Here is a 15,835-nt window from a genome sequence, read left to right on the forward strand (position 1 = left end):
ATGAGCATTGTTAGGAAGATCGAGATTATGCTAAGTTATTGAAAATGTCACTATAAATATTCACTGTCATAAAAAGTTCATATTAGTAGTTAAGCACGATAAACATAATCTCATCATTCTCAATTAAATCATTAATCTATTGATTATTAAGGTTTATATGATTTATGTAGGCAGAGAGACATAATAATACCAAAACAGATCCCTTGAGTGATCATTGCCGTTCCGCCATAACTGAAGAAAGGTAAAGGACTTCCCATAACAGGAAGGATCCCACTAACCATTCCCATATTAATAAAAGCATATAAAAAGAAGCTAAGAGCAAAAGTGCCACTGACTAGACGGTTGAACGAAGAGTCACATTGGTAAGCCAACCAAATGACTCGACCAGTAATAAACAAATACAAGCTTAGTAGTAACACGCAACCAAAAAATCCCCATTCTTCTGCATAAGTAGAGAAAATAAAGTCGGTATGGCTTTCTGGTATAAAACCAAGTTGGCCTTGAGTTGCGTTTGTCCAACCTTTACCACGTATACCTCCGGAACCAATTGCAATTAAAGATTGAATTATTTGATAGCCAGCACCAAGTGGGTCAGATTCAGGGTCAAGAAACTGAGTAACCCGCTTTTTTTGATAAGCTTCCATAATGAAAACCCACAAAATAGGGATTATGACTGCAATTCCGCCAAGGAAGGAGCCAATGATTTTCCAACTCATTCCCGCAAAATAGAGCACAAATAGGGCGTAGATTATAGTAAAGATAGCGCCATCAAGATCGGGTTGAATAAAGATTAGTCCAGCAGGAACAGCTGTAACAAGTAAACAAATAATGATTTTCCTAATATCAGGACGACCAGCTTCTGCTACTAAAATCCAAGCAACCATTAATGGGATCGCAACTTTAACTAATTCTGAAGGTTGAAATCGAATAGGGCCAACGACTAACCAACGTTGAGAACCATTGGTACTATCACCAGCAACAATTACACCGAAGAGAAGGATAACCGCTAAAACATATAAGTAAGGTGTTATTCGCTCATAAGTGCGTGGTGAGATTGATGACATGATAACGATACAACTAACCGCAATTAAAGCACGGATGAGGTGTCGTTCTAACATAGGTTCACTAAAGCCACTTGCGCTCCATACCGTTAAAGTGCCTAGTAGCATTAATAGTAGAATAGCAATGAGTAAAGCATAATCAATTCGGGGTGTATATTTGAACATAAGTCAGTAATCTTTATAAACGGGTAAGGAGACATTCATTGTTTTGAATGCATAAAAGAGTTTAAAAATTAATGAGGTTATGAACTCTCTACAAATGCATTACATTGAAAGCTTATAGATAGTGGCAATGAGTCTTTATGTATCATGAGATTGTCTACAAAGAGTACCTAAGTTTAGATACTGAAATTATGGTTATGCAACCAATTTATAAGACAGAGAAAATAACGCTTTTATAGAAAAAAGCAATCTTTTACTTACGATAAACAATAAAAAAACGAGCACCTAAAATGCTCGTTATGATATTTATATTATTAACTGAATAAAGCGCTTAGAACTCAGCACTCACCTCAAATTCCATCTCATTATTTGTGATTGGGTGACGCAGTTTTAAATACCCTGCATGTAAGTGCAATCGAGTGTCTTTAAAACCATATAGGTCATCACCAACGATAGGGGTATTTAGTCCTGTCTGATGGGCACAATGTACTCGTAATTGATGCGTGCGACCGGTTTTAGGATAAAGATATACTTTAGTTCGATTGTTGTTACGTGATATTACTTCATAAGTTGTTTCTGCACTTCGCCCGTGTTTATGACATACCATTTGACGAGGTCTGTCTTGCATATCTCCCGCCAGAGGTAGATTGATGATGCCGTGTTCTGATTTAATATTACCTTCAAGAAGCGCGGTGTAACGCTTTTCAACGGTACGTTCAATAAACTGTTTTTGTATGTGTTTATTCGTTTCTGCGGTTAAGGTAAGAACCAGTAAGCCAGAGGTCGACATATCTAAACGATGAACAATCAATGGCCCCGTTGCATTTGGGTAACGCTCTTGGATCCGAGCATGGACAGAATCTGTAATATATTTACCTGATACAGATAAAAACTCGGCAGGTTTATTAACGACAACCATGACATCATCTTCATAAACGATTTCAAGCTCTTTTCCATAAGAAGGGGTTAGCTCTAAAGGGCTGTCATCCGTTTCAATACCATCTAACATGTGTTGAATAATCTCAAAGCATTTACTTTGGCAAACAGGATAGAGGTTTTTATGTTGGCGGATTTGATCATAAGGGGAAGAGCCCCACCAAAACTCGCCTAAGGCTAATGGTTCGTAACCCATTTTAAATGCGGTTTGTAAGAGTTTTGGTAAATTTTGTTCACTTGAATATAAAATTGGATCTTGAGTCGTTGTTTTTAAATCATTAATAGTAAATAGCTCAAATAGACTTTTTGAAATACCATGATGATTAAGAAATGAGCATGATGTTAGTACTGCAGACTCTATCTCTTTAGTTAATTTAGCCTGTTTTTCTTTTATTAATTTAATAGCATTAAGCTGTTTGTTATGCCGTTCTGAAAACTCAGATACCGTTTCTTTCCAATGTTGTTTTAATGCTTTTAACTCACGTTTTTCACGACTGCTTTGATTACCTAGCTCACGAATGAATACATTCAGATCTTCTGGTGTTAATGATGGCTCAGTTTGTAATTCGGCTTCTTTTCGTGCTTGTTTACGCTGTGTTTTTGTTAAAGACATTGCGTGTTGTTGCTCTGTAATCTCTTTGTCTGATTGCTCAATGCTAGCGGCTAAATTTTTTGTCAGTTCAATAAACTCAAAGGAATTTTCTAATTCGTTGATATGACGGGTGAGTTGGTTAATCTCACTTTCTTGTTGAGAAAAATGGTGGTGATGTGCTGAATTATCAAAAATAGCATCAACAAAAAATGGCGGAATTTGTTCGTTATCAAAAGAATATAAAGGACAACCAGCATAAGATGAAAGGTAACCTAATTCATTTTGTTGATTCTTCACGACTAACACACCAAACATGACGCCTTGTTGTTCAAAATCATGCAGCCAAGTGGTTTGATTCTCTAAATAATGTTGTAACTGTTCTATCGCTTGTAACGCTAATGGATGAGGCGTGTAGTAATATGGAAACGTAAAACGTTGTGGCAAGTCTTGATGCGCTGTTAAATGAGAAAACGGCGTAAACTTTTGTGATGCAATATGAATATTTGTCATTCTAAAATTCTGCCTCAACGTTAAATTCCATTGGTTCTTTTGTCATCGGATGAGTTAGTGATAAATATCCAGCATGCAGATGGAGCCTGTCGGCTTTTTTACCATATAAGTCATCGCCCATTATTGGCATGTTTAAGCCAAGATGATGAGCACAATGAACGCGTAATTGGTGTGTGCGGCCTGTTTTTGGGTAAAGGTGCACTTTAGTTCTCTCTCCATTACGTTTAAGAACTTGGTAGGTTGTTTCTGCTGGCTTTCCATGTTCAAAGCAAACTAGCTGACGAGGTCTATCATAAAGGTCACCACGCAATGGTAGGGTTATCATTCCTTCATTTTGGGTTAATACACCATCAATTAATGCTGTGTAGCGTTTTTCAACAGTACGATTAATAAATTGTTTTTGAAGTCGTTTATGTGCTTTTTTCGTTAACCCTAGCACCATTAACCCTGAGGTCGCCATATCTAAACGATGAACGATTAAGCCTCCCGTTGCATTAGGGTAGCGTTGCTGAATACGAGTGTAGACCGAATCTTGAATGTTCTTACCGGGAACCGATAAAAAGTCAGCAGGTTTATTGACGATAAGCATAAACTCATCTTCATAAATGATTTCAATGTCTTTGCCTTCTGCTGGATTAATTAGCAAAGGGTTTTCATCCATTTCTATACCTTCAAGCATATGACCTAAAATTGGTTGGCATTTACTCTGGCAAGAAGCGTAGAATTTTTTGTGCTGACGTATTTCTGATTTAGGGGCAACTCCCCACCAAAACTCAGCTAAGGCTAGTGGTGTTAACTCATGGGCAAAAGCGTATTGTAATAATTTAGGCGCAGCACATTCTCCAGAACCAGCTGGTGGAATGTGATTCGGTGTATCTTTGAAAATATCATTCAGATCTTTTTCAATACCATGAGTATTTAAGAATTTATATTGCTGAAATAGTTTTTTTTGTAGAGCATTAGATAGGTTTTTACGCGTTGTTTTTAATTGTGATAATTCTGTATTTAGCCGATCTAACTGATGCTGAATATTATTTACGTTTTCATCCCAAAAGATCTTAAGATCTCTTAATGTATTTTTCTCTTTAATACTTTCTTTACTGAGCTGGATGATTAATTGCTCTAGGGCTATTTGAGATTCCTGAGTGCCATCTTGAGCTTTATTGTCAGCTGTTGATCGTTGCTCTTTACGCGATTTTCTTCCTTCAATCATTACTTGTCGTTGTGCTTCAAGTTGGTCTTGAGAGGATTTGATTTCAGTTTGTAGGGTTGTTGTTAACTCTACGAGTTGAGGATTGGCTTGTTGCAGTTTTATCGTTGCATTAATCTCTGTAATTTCAGCTAATTCAGTTTTGAAGAATCCATCTTCTTCTAACATATCAAATACCGGAGGAACAAACCCAGGAAGATGATTACTGTCCGCTACTTTACCTGAAAACGCAGATAAGTATCCAATCTCTCCTGATGAATGCTGAACTAACAAGACACCAAACATTTTACCAATGGCTTTTTCGTTACTTCCTACAATAACATCTTGCTCTACACCAAAGTTATGCTGCCAATCGGTTTGTGACGTTAGGTGACGTTGTAACTGACTTGCCGCTAATTCACATAGTGGATGTGGTTCATAATAAAATGGGAAAGTGAATCGTTCAGGCAAGGCATAGCTATTAATGGATTGTGTAAAAGAAGTAAAGCAAGGATCAGAAATTGGCATAATAATGTCTAATTAACAAGAGGTGAAGTGGGGCGATGGTTTTAAACAGCACAAGGCAATACCAATCGTATCTTTGTTGCAAATACGATTGGTATCGTGATTAGAAACAGGTTGGGACCGATATTTTCTAATCACTGAATGCGCTTGGTTTACAAAATCAGGGGATTATTCAGCCGCTTTTACACGGATTTTATCTTTACCAAACTTTTTACCATTTTCCGCTTCGATAGCCGCTAGAGCTTCTTCTTCATTTGGCATTTCAACAAAAGCGAAACCTTTAGATTCCCCAGTTGTTTCATCTAAAACCAGTGTGCAGTAACCAAGTGAACCGTGAGCTTTAAACATCTCTCTTAATTCATATTCAGTCATTGTGCGAGGTAGGTTGCGAACTAGTAATTTCATGATTAACCGTTAAATAGTGATTTGAAAGTACGTTATAACAGATCTTAAGATAATGTGCCAAAGTGAAAAATCCGAAACAGCAAAATAACTGTTCCGGATTGGGATTTAGCCCTCCACCCAGAGTGCTAAATTTTATTATCTTGTAATTAAATTATTTAGAAATCGTAACGAAGGCCGAATTGTAATTGGTCGTCTTTGTTATCGATTTGCTCAAATTTATAGCCTGCATAAGTACGGAAGCTTTTATTTAACTTATAAATAGCTTCAATAGCGACATTATTTTCAGTATCGGTACTGTCTATTTCTTGGAAGTTATAAACGCCTTGGAATACCCATTGGTCAAGTTTATAGGCTGCTGCTAATTCGTAGCCACTTGCATCATCTTTGTCTACTTCTCCGGTTGTAAATAAACCTGAAACCATAAATGCATCTAGTGTATAGCGAACTGCCAAGTTGATTTGATCGGCATCTGCTGTGATTAGTCCTGTTGAAGACTCTTCACCTGATGTATAGCCTAAACCGATATCTAAGCCCATAGGCAATGCATACATGCCAGAGATACCAAAGCTATCATTCTTTTTGGTATTACTTGCAATGTAGTTGGCTTGGATGGTTAGTGCATCAAACTCACCCGAGTATAAGAAGTTATTTTCACGTTTATCTTTGTTTCCATTCGTTAAGTCAGCCGCATCCCCCCCAAATGTTGCTAGGATATCGGTATAGTCAGTAAGCATAACTTGCGCAGAGTCTTGCTGGCCGTAAGAGAAATTACCAACAGTGGTGCTCAAACCTGCAAACAAGTAACGAGTGTTTACTGTGTTATTTTTACCGCTACCGATTTCTACTTCATAAGTACCAAATGCGCCTAAGCTATCATTAATTGTTGTTTTGCCTTTTAAATTAATACGAGCACGACTTTTATCTTCAAATGAACTGTCTGTTGCTGATTCATTATTGTCAGAAATATTTGCTCGAGCTTCGGCTCTGCCACCAACTTTTAATTGCGTGTCATCTTGATCATAAACGGTTGCAGCAAGAAGTGGTGCAGATACAAAAGACGATAAAATAGCGGTTGATAGTAGTAATTTTTTCATTAGATCCCATACCTTTAAAATGAACCAAAACAATCCGTTTTAGTCTAGTTATTTGCTTGAGATCTAAGATAGAAAAGATATATTAAGGAATGATGTAGGTTTTATTTAACATTTATAAAACTAATGTGTCGGTGGTATTACCGACACATTACAATTGATAAAGTGCGTATTACAATGAGGAAGGAATGCGCTTGGTGTTTTTCTTAATTCGTTCTTCATCAGAAAGTAAATGACACGTAGCACAATTTTTCTTGCCATCAATTTTGTATTTTAAACAACAGGTTTCACGTTGGACATATAAGATAGCGCGCTGCTCTTTTTCTGCTACATGGATATGGGCCAGTTCTTTCCCTATATCAGGCATGGTATTTGATAACCATTGCTGGGCATTAGGAAGTATTTGCTTAGCGAGATCTGCAGAAAGGCCTTTTTCGGTTAAACGCATAAAGAAGACGCTGATAGCCAGTGAGATACTTCCCCAAAATGGACGATGCTTTAATCTTTCTTTTTCAAATAACACACTTAATCCACCCCCAATTTGCTGTATCAAATGAGTAAAGGCTTCATCTAATAATGTTTGGTTTGCGACAACAGTTGCTTGAGGGCTAGTCGCTAGTGGGTCATTTTCAAGACAAACAAAAGAACTTTTATTGTTGATTTGTAATGATTTTATTTTCTCGCCATTAGGAGTGGAAATGAAAATGTCATTAAATTGAACGATAGGTACGCGATTAAATTTTAAACGTAAAGCGGTTAAACTGGTAAAAAATTGATTATTGAATGATTTTAACCACATTGACGCGGCAACATTTTGGTTTACTTCATTCTTTTTACCAAACAATTCAATAGCATTAGATAAATTAGCAGGCAGCCACTCATTTAATAGAAGGTGTTTATCATCAAGTTGCTCTTTGTTAATCGCTTTAAGCTTAAAATTATCGTCAGCATCGTGCAGCCATGCCAGTTGATCTTTTAAAGAATGGCATGAGTTTAATGGTTTTTTACTGTGCCAAAGTGGCTGTAATTGAGCTGAAATGTGCATAATAAAATACTTCTTAATTATTCTTATTTGTATTTAAGAGGCTGGGTAGACTACACCTAAACTTGCGTAACGTGAAGCACCTGTTACATCTGGCTCGTTGCTTGGTCTGTTATGAATTCGTTGATGTGCAAGCCATGCAAACGCCATTGCTTCCATGTTGTCACTATCTACATTGTAGTCGTTAGTCGTAGCAACTGCCCAATTAGATAAATTTTGTTGCAGTTTTTCCATCAGATATTGATTATGAGCACCGCCACCACACACAAGCAGCTTTGCCGCTTCACCAACATGAAATTTAGCGATTTGTTCAACAATAGTAACGACAGTAAATTCTAACAATGTCGCTTGTATATCTTGTGGTTTGTATGGTTTATTTTCAATAAATTGAGCAAACCATTCTAAATTAAACAATTCACGTCCTGTGCTTTTAGGGTAAGGGCGAGCAAAGTAACTGTGTTGTTTTAATTGAGCTAATAACTCTTGAATCACGACACCATCACGAGCCCAATCGCCATTATGATCATAGCTTTTTTGTTTATGTTTATAGATCCAAGCATCCATCAACATATTACCAGGGCCTGTATCATAGCCAATTACGGGAGTGTCTTTTTGTAAGATAGATATATTAGAAATGCCGCCGATATTTAGGATGATATGAGTGCTATTTGGCTTACCAAATAAAGTGTGATGGAAGGCAGGAACCAGTGGAGCTCCTTGGCCACCTAGTGCCATATCCTTACGACGAAAATCAGCAATAGTATCTATGTTTGTTTTTGCTGCGATGATGTTGGCATCTCCGAGCTGCATTGTGAATGGATGCTGTGTGTCTGGTGAGTGAAAAACAGTTTGTCCATGGCTACCAATCGCAGTAATGCTTTCTGGAGCAACAGAGAGGGTATTGAGAAGATGTAAAGAAGCATCAGCAAATAAATGCCCTAAGCGATGATCAATTTCACCAACGATTTTTAAATTAGTTGCTTGGCCTGTGCAGAAAGACAAAATATCTGATTTTAATTGAGGATCCATTGGATAATCCGCATGGCCAAGTAAATTAATGGTTGTGCCGTTAGTTTCTACTAATACGGCATCAACACCATCTAAACTCGTTCCTGACATTAAGCCTATGTATTTTTCCATTCTCATTTCTCCAACTGCATTTGATTTATGCCAAGATAATAATACCAAGTTATTGTGCCATAAAGCAGAGAGATAATATTTAAACAATTCAACGTATTTTGAGTAATAAGTTCCAGATATAAGATTTTAAATTCATAAAGAGCATGATACTTTAAGCCTATAAAAATTAAGATGATTTGGAGAAATTTATGGGACCGTTATGGTTAGATGTTGAAGGATACGAGATTGATGCTGAAGAGCGTGAATTATTACAGCACCCAACTGTGGGTGGCTTGATCCTATTTGCTCGAAATTATCATGATCCAAAGCAGTTAGCTGCATTAACTGCATCTATTCGTAAAGCCGCTGGTCGTCCAATTCTTATTGGTGTCGACCAAGAAGGTGGTCGTGTTCAACGTTTTAGGGATGAGTTTACTCTTATTCCTCCAGCACAAGCTTATGCAGAAATGGATAACGGTTTAGAATTGGCAAAAACGGCAGGGTGGTTATTATGTTCAGAGTTAGTTGCTCATGATATTGATCTTACCTTCGCACCTGTTCTTGATAACGGTTTTGATTGTAAAGCTATTGGTAACCGAGCATTCGGTGATGATATTAAGACCATTGTTAAATACAGCACCGCGTTTATGCAAGGAATGAAATCTGCAGGAACGTCAACAACAGGGAAACATTTCCCTGGTCATGGTGGTGTGATTGCTGATTCTCATTTAGAAACACCTTATGATAACCGTGATAATATTTTTGAGTTAGACATGGCGATTTTCAAAGCTCAAATTGAAGCAGGTATTCTAGATGCGATGATGCCAGCGCATGTTATTTATCCTGAATACGACTCATCACCCGCCAGTGGTTCTTCTTATTGGTTAAAAGAAGTGCTACGTAAACAACTAAACTTTAACGGATTAGTTTTTTCAGACGATTTGAGTATGGAAGGTGCGACCATTATGGGCGGACCAGCAGAACGCTCTCAGCAAGCCCTTGATGCCGGTTGTGATATGGTTCTTATGTGCAACAATCGTCAATCTGCGGTAGAAGTGTTAGACAACCTAGACATTCAAACGGTAGAAAAAGCAAACGCATTATTGAAAACTAAGCATTTTGATAGGGCAACGCTATTAAACAGTAAAGAGTGGAAAGCGGCGAATGAGAGCATTACCCGTGCTTATGATCGTTGGAAATCATAGATAGTTAAGCCTGTAGAATAAAAACGCATGATATTTTTCATGCGTTTTTATTACAGAATGAGTAAACTATTAACGTATAAAATGAATATTCGTATTCTATAAATGGCATTAACACTAATGGATGATCTACGCATGACGAAAAAACTGACGATTCTTGATATAGCTAAAATGGCTGGTGTTGGAAAGTCGACGGTTTCTCGTGTATTAACCAATGATCCAAAAGTGAAGCCAGAGACCCGCCTAAAAGTAGAACAGATAATTAAAGAGTCTGGTTTTACCCCTTCAAAGTCAGCTCAAAGCATGCGTGGTGGAAGTCAAAAAGTTATCGGTATTATTACTGCTCGTCTTGACTCACCTTCAGAAAATAAAGCAGTTAGTGCAATTTTAGAAGTGATTTATCGTCATGGTTATGATGCTGTGATTATGGAAAGTCAATTTGATACTCAAAAAACTAATGAACATTTAGAAGTTCTGAGAAAGCGCAGTGTTGATGGCGTTATTCTATTTGGTTTTACAGAGTGCGATATGAGTGAAGTTGAACGTTGGAATGAACGAATGGTCGTCATTGCAATGGATACAGATAAAGTCAGTTCAATTAACTACGATAATAACGGTGTAATAAGACAAGCACTTTATCATTTATCAGAACTAAGCCTCACTAATATTGCTTATATTGGCGTGGATCCAAGTGATAAAACAACAGGTAAATTGCGTTTAGATGCCTATTTAAACTGGTGTGAAGAGCACGAGTTACCACCGCGATTTGCAACAGGACAGTTAGATCACCAAAGTGCGTATGCGTTAGTTGATTCGGTGTTAGATGATGATATTGAAGCCATAGTATGTGCGAGTGATACATTAGCTCTTGGCGTTGCTAAGCGTCTTCAAGAGTTACATCGTGAGGATATTCAAATTACTGGGGTAGGTGGTAATGAATTACTTTCTTTCTTGTTTCCCAATATCATCAGTATAAATCCTGGTTATCAACTTGCCGGAGAGAGTGCTGCAAAACAGCTATTACAGCAATTAGATGGTGCGGTAAATATTGCACACCTAACTCAGCCTTTATCTTTCTAAATTATTAAAAATAACACGCTTTATTGTGATCTGATTCACCCTACGGGAATGTTCCCATTTATTTATCGATTCATCTTTGTAAGTATACTAAAAATAAAATGGGAACATTCCCATTGCGAATTATAATCAACGTGGACAAAGGTATGAGTAAAATAGAGAGAAAGGACGTACAACGTTTGATAGAGCTGATCGGGGGATCAGAAAATATTGCTAGCGTAAGTCATTGCTTGACACGCTTACGTTTTGTATTAAATAACACCAAAGGTGCGGACGTAAAAGCAATAGAAAAAATCCCAATGGTTAAAGGATGCTTTACCAATGCCGGACAATTTCAAGTTGTTATTGGTACTGAAGTGGATGAAGTTTTTATTATTTTAAATGAGCTTTCGGGAGAGAAAGGAGCCTCTAAAGAAGATGCCAAGCTTGCTGCTCGCCAAAATATGAATATTTTAGAGCGCGGGATCTCTCACCTTGCTGAAATTTTTGTTCCTTTACTGCCTGCAATTATTACAGGCGGTTTGATCTTAGGTTTTAGAAATGTCATTGGCGATCTAAGAATGTTTGATGGTCAAACATTAGTTGAGACAAGCCAGTTTTGGGCAACGGTACATTCATTCTTATGGTTAATTGGCGAAGCTATTTTCTTCTTCTTGCCTGTTGGTGTGTGTTGGTCAACGGTGAAGAAATTAGGAGGGACTCCAATTCTAGGCATCACGTTAGGTGTTACTTTAGTTTCCCCTCAATTGATGAATGCATATCTTATCGGTAAACAAGTACCTGAAGTTTGGGATTTCGGTTTATTTGTTATTGAAAAAGTCGGTTATCAAGCTCAAGTTATTCCAGCCATGCTTGCCGGTGTTGCATTGGCCTTTATTGAAACAAATTTAAAGCGCATCGTTCCTTCTTATCTATATCTTGTTGTTGTGCCTTTTGTTTCAATTATCGTTTCTGTCATTTTAGCTCACGCATTTATTGGGCCGTTTGGTCGCGTGCTCGGTGATGGTGTTGCAATGGCAGCAAAAGCCGCAATGACTGGAGATTTTGCGATTGTTGGTTCTGTGATCTTTGGTTTCTTCTATGCACCATTAGTTATTACGGGTATTCACCATACAACTAATGCGGTTGACTTACAGTTAATGCAAGAGTTGGGCGGCACCCCAATTTGGCCTCTCATTGCATTATCAAATATCGCTCAAGCTTCAGCTGTGGTTGGGATTATCATTATCAGTAAGAAAAGTGGTGAGCGTGACATTTCAGTCCCAGCGGCTATTTCAGCTTATCTTGGTGTTACAGAGCCTGCAATGTACGGAATTAATTTGAAATATAAATTTCCAATGTTGAGCGCAATGATAGGTTCTGCTATGGCTGCGGCTATTTGTGGTGGCGCAGGTGTCATGGCGAATGGAATTGGCGTAGGTGGGTTACCGGGTATTCTTTCTATTCAACCACAATACTGGGGTATTTATGGTGTTGCTATGTTAGTTGCGATTTTTGTTCCTGCCATTTTAACATTGATAATGTACAAGCGTGCACAAGTTCAAGACCAGTTAGCGGCTTCTGCTGTTTAATTATCAAGCCATAATGTAATTTTTATTAGTACAATATAGCGCCTTTGTATTAACAATATGAACAAAGGTGCTCTCTTTTAAAGTAGTTTAGAGACATAACATGACAAATTCAGAGTGGTGGCGTACAGCGACTATTTACCAAATTTACCCAAAAAGTTTTTGTGATAGCGGTAATAAAGGTACGGGGGATATTCAAGGCATTATTTCTAAATTGGATTACCTGAAAAAATTGGGTGTAGATGCATTATGGTTAACTCCTATTTACCAATCCCCAATGATTGATAATGGTTACGATATTGCAGATTATTACTCAATTAATCCTGATTTTGGCACCATGGCAGATTTTGATGAGCTACTTGAAGAAGCAAAATCCCGTAATATACGGATCATCATGGATATCGTTGTTAATCATACATCGACAGAGCATCACTGGTTTAAGTCTGCTCTTGGTAACAAAGGGAGTGAATATCGTGATTACTACATTTGGAAAGATCCGGTTGATGGAAAAGCTCCAACCAATTGGCAATCTAAATTTGGTGGCAATGCATGGGCGTTAGATGAAGTAACAAATCAATACTATTTGCATCTGTTTGCTAAAGAGCAAGCGGATTTAAATTGGGAAAATTCTAAAGTTCGGAAAGAAGTAAAAGACATAATCAGCTTTTGGGCTGAAAAAGGTATTGATGGATTTCGTTTAGATGTTATTAACCTTATTTCAAAACCGAATGAATTTATCAATGATGAAAGTGGCGATGGACGTCGTTTTTATACCGATGGCCCTAAAGCTCACCAATATCTACAAGAGATCAGCGAAGCCGTTTTTCAAAAGTACGGCTCTGTTACAGTAGGTGAAATGTCATCAACCACGTTAGATCATTGTCAGAAATATTCAGCTCAAGATGGTAAAGAATTATCGATGGTATTTAATTTTCATCATCTTAAAGCTGATTACAAAAATGGGGAAAAGTGGACCAAAGCCCCGTTTGATTTTTTATCGCTAAAGTCGATCTTCAATCATTGGCAAACTGGCTTAAATGGCAAAGGTTGGGGAGCATTATTTTGGTGTAATCATGACCAACCTAGAGTGGTAAGCCGTTTAGGAAATGATGAAGAATATCGTGAGTTATCAGCAAAAATGCTCGCGTCATCAGTGCATATGATGCAAGGAACACCTTATATTTATCAAGGTGAAGAGATTGGAATGACCAATCCGCATTACACTTCAATTGATCAATATCGAGATCTTGAAAGTACGAATATGTTCGACATTATGGTAAATCAAGAAAAGTCAGTATCTGAGTCTGAAATGCTTGATATTTTAGACCAAAAATCTCGTGATAATTCACGAACACCAATGCAATGGAATGGAAATGATAACGCGGGTTTTACCTTAGGCACACCATGGTTATCAATTGCTAATAACTATCAAGACGTAAACGCAGAAAATGCAGTAAATGATAAGAACTCGGTATTCTATTTCTATCAAAAAATTATTCAACTTCGTAAAGAAATAGAGGTAATTACCTCTGGTGATTACTACGATTTGATGCCTGAGCATAAGGCGTTATTTTGCTATCAACGAGAGAGTAGTACGCATCGTTTAATTGCAGTACATAACTTCTATGCAAATGAAGAGTCTGTTTCTTTGGATTTAAAAGGTGAGGATGTTAGGTATATCTTAGCGAACTATGGTGATGTGGAGTTCACACAACCTCAAGAAGGCATGATATTACGTCCATACGAGTGCCGAGTTATTTTAATTCAAAAATAACGATAATTTGACGTGCAACAAGATTATAAAAATAAAGCCCTGAGGTCATAATGATCTTCAGGGCTTTTTGTTTAATTAAGAGGGGGAAAGATTAAGTGATTAACCTTACTCTTATTCAACCGTAATAATACGCATACAGTTAGTAGAGCCAACGATATCCATCACATCACCTTGAGTGATGATAACTTGGTCACCAGCGCTTAATAGGCCTTTATCTTTTAATGCATTAATTGCAGCGTGAGTTGATGGTAAGCCAGAGTCTGCACTTTCATCAAAGAATACAGGTGTTACACCACGGAAAAGAGCAGCACGGTTTAGAGTACTTTCGTTACGTGATAATGCGAAGATTGGTAAACCAGAGCTTAGGCGTGACATCATTAATGGTGTACGACCAGATTCAGTTAATGTGATCATCGCAGTGATGCCTTCCATGTGGTTTGCTGCATACATGGTAGACATTGCAATCGTTTCTTCAGGAGTCGTGAAACGACGATCTAAACGGTGATTAGATACATTTACAGTAGGAACTTTCTCTGCACCAATACATACACTTGCCATAGACATTACTGTCTCAACAGGGAAGTCACCAGCGGCTGTTTCAGCCGAAAGCATTACCGCATCAGAACCATCAAGTACGGCATTAGCAACGTCCATAACTTCAGCACGAGTTGGCATTGGGCTTGTGATCATTGATTCCATCATTTGTGTTGCTGTAATAACCGTACGGTTAAGACTACGAGCACGACGGATAAGTTGCTTTTGAACACCTACAAGTTCAGGATCGCCAATTTCAACACCTAGGTCACCACGGGCAACCATAACTACGTCAGAAGCCATGATGATGTCATCCATTGCTTCTTCTGTTGCTACTGTCTCTGCACGTTCAACCTTAGCAACCAGTTTTGCCTCAAGGCCAGCTTCGCGAGCTAAACGACGAGCGTAGTTCATGTCTTCGCCGTTACGTGGGAAAGAAACCGCTAAGTAGTCAACTTTCATTGCAGCAGCTGTAATGATGTCCGCTTTGTCTTTTTCAGTAAGAGCATCAGCAGAAAGACCACCGCCTTGTTTGTTGATGCCTTTGTTGTTTGATAAAGGACCAGCAACGGTAACCTCGGTATGAACCTTGTTACCATCAACAGAAGTTACTTTTAATTGAACGCGGCCATCATCAAGAAGAAGTACATCACCAGTAACAACGTCTTGTGGAAGTTCTTTATAATCTAGACCTACAGAGTCTTGATTCCCTTCGCCTTTTGGTAAATCGCTATCTAGTGTGAATTTATCACCAATAGCCAGTTGAATTTTACCGTCTTTGAATGTAGATACGCGAATTTTAGGACCTTGAAGGTCACCAAGAATAGCTACGTGAGTACCTAGTTTCGCTGCGATTTCGCGTACTTTCTTAGTACGCATGATGTGGTCTTCTGGGCTACCGTGTGAAAAGTTCATTCGAACAACGTTTGCACCCGCGGCAATGATTTTTTCAAGGTTATTATCACGATCAGTTGCAGGGCCAAGAGTGGTAACGATTTTCGTTCTACGTAGTCTGTTAGACATATTATCTCCAAAATAGATGTTATTG

The 15,835-nt window shown here is 38.0% G+C and carries 12 protein-coding genes; 4 read left to right on the forward strand and 8 right to left on the reverse strand.

Going from position 1 to position 15,835, the window contains the following annotated elements; genetic code table 11:
• Positions 1-146: 146 nt before the first annotated feature.
• From rodA to BTO23_RS14555, 7 genes are all read right to left on the reverse strand, one after another.
• A complete protein-coding gene (rodA, locus tag BTO23_RS14525) occupies positions 147-1,226 on the reverse strand; it encodes a rod shape-determining protein RodA (RefSeq protein ID WP_105063864.1) in 1,080 nt (359 codons plus the stop codon).
• 328 nt (positions 1,227-1,554) lie between these two features.
• Positions 1,555-3,261, reverse strand: a complete 1,707-nt coding sequence (locus BTO23_RS14530; protein WP_061005378.1) for an RluA family pseudouridine synthase — start codon at positions 3,259-3,261, stop codon at positions 1,555-1,557.
• 1 nt (position 3,262) lies between these two features.
• Positions 3,263-4,978: an RluA family pseudouridine synthase gene (locus BTO23_RS14535; protein WP_061013770.1), complete on the reverse strand. Its 1,716-nt coding sequence runs from the start codon at positions 4,976-4,978 to the stop codon at positions 3,263-3,265.
• Positions 4,979-5,143: 165 nt separating this feature from the next.
• Complete coding sequence (locus tag BTO23_RS14540) at positions 5,144-5,380, reverse strand: RNA recognition motif domain-containing protein (protein ID WP_060993799.1); 237 nt, start codon at positions 5,378-5,380, stop codon at positions 5,144-5,146.
• A 155-nt stretch (positions 5,381-5,535) separates the two neighbouring features.
• Positions 5,536-6,474, reverse strand: a complete 939-nt coding sequence (locus tag BTO23_RS14545) for a porin (RefSeq protein ID WP_060993798.1) — start codon at positions 6,472-6,474, stop codon at positions 5,536-5,538.
• Between the two features lie 169 nt (positions 6,475-6,643).
• Positions 6,644-7,516: a (2Fe-2S)-binding protein gene (locus tag BTO23_RS14550; RefSeq protein WP_060993797.1), complete on the reverse strand. Its 873-nt coding sequence runs from the start codon at positions 7,514-7,516 to the stop codon at positions 6,644-6,646.
• 33 nt (positions 7,517-7,549) lie between these two features.
• Positions 7,550-8,653, reverse strand: a complete 1,104-nt coding sequence (locus BTO23_RS14555; RefSeq protein WP_060993796.1) for an anhydro-N-acetylmuramic acid kinase — start codon at positions 8,651-8,653, stop codon at positions 7,550-7,552.
• A gap of 188 nt (positions 8,654-8,841) precedes the next feature.
• Here BTO23_RS14555 and nagZ point away from each other — a divergent pair, with 188 nt between their 5' ends.
• The 4 genes from nagZ to treC all read left to right on the forward strand — a co-directional run bounded on the left by nagZ (position 8,842) and on the right by treC (position 14,253).
• Positions 8,842-9,837 carry a beta-N-acetylhexosaminidase gene (nagZ, locus tag BTO23_RS14560; RefSeq protein ID WP_060993795.1) on the forward strand — a complete coding sequence of 332 codons (996 nt, stop codon included), beginning with the start codon at positions 8,842-8,844 and terminating at the stop codon, positions 9,835-9,837.
• Positions 9,838-9,969: 132 nt separating this feature from the next.
• Entirely contained in the window at positions 9,970-10,914 is a 945-nt protein-coding gene (gene treR / locus BTO23_RS14565; protein WP_061013811.1) for a trehalose operon repressor TreR, read from the forward strand.
• A gap of 143 nt (positions 10,915-11,057) precedes the next feature.
• On the forward strand, positions 11,058-12,482 hold the full coding sequence (gene treB, locus BTO23_RS14570; protein ID WP_061013762.1) for a PTS trehalose transporter subunit IIBC: 1,425 nt from the start codon (positions 11,058-11,060) through the stop codon (positions 12,480-12,482).
• A gap of 100 nt (positions 12,483-12,582) precedes the next feature.
• Positions 12,583-14,253, forward strand: a complete 1,671-nt coding sequence (treC, locus tag BTO23_RS14575; RefSeq protein WP_105063865.1) for an alpha,alpha-phosphotrehalase — start codon at positions 12,583-12,585, stop codon at positions 14,251-14,253.
• Between the two features lie 111 nt (positions 14,254-14,364).
• Here the strand turns inward: treC and pyk are convergent, their stop codons facing one another.
• A complete protein-coding gene (gene pyk, locus BTO23_RS14580; protein ID WP_060993792.1) occupies positions 14,365-15,810 on the reverse strand; it encodes a pyruvate kinase in 1,446 nt (481 codons plus the stop codon).
• Positions 15,811-15,835 lie beyond the last annotated feature (25 nt).

This window comes from Aliivibrio sifiae (assembly GCF_002954715.1).
In the GTDB taxonomy this organism is placed as follows: Bacteria; Pseudomonadota; Gammaproteobacteria; order Enterobacterales; family Vibrionaceae; genus Aliivibrio; species Aliivibrio sifiae.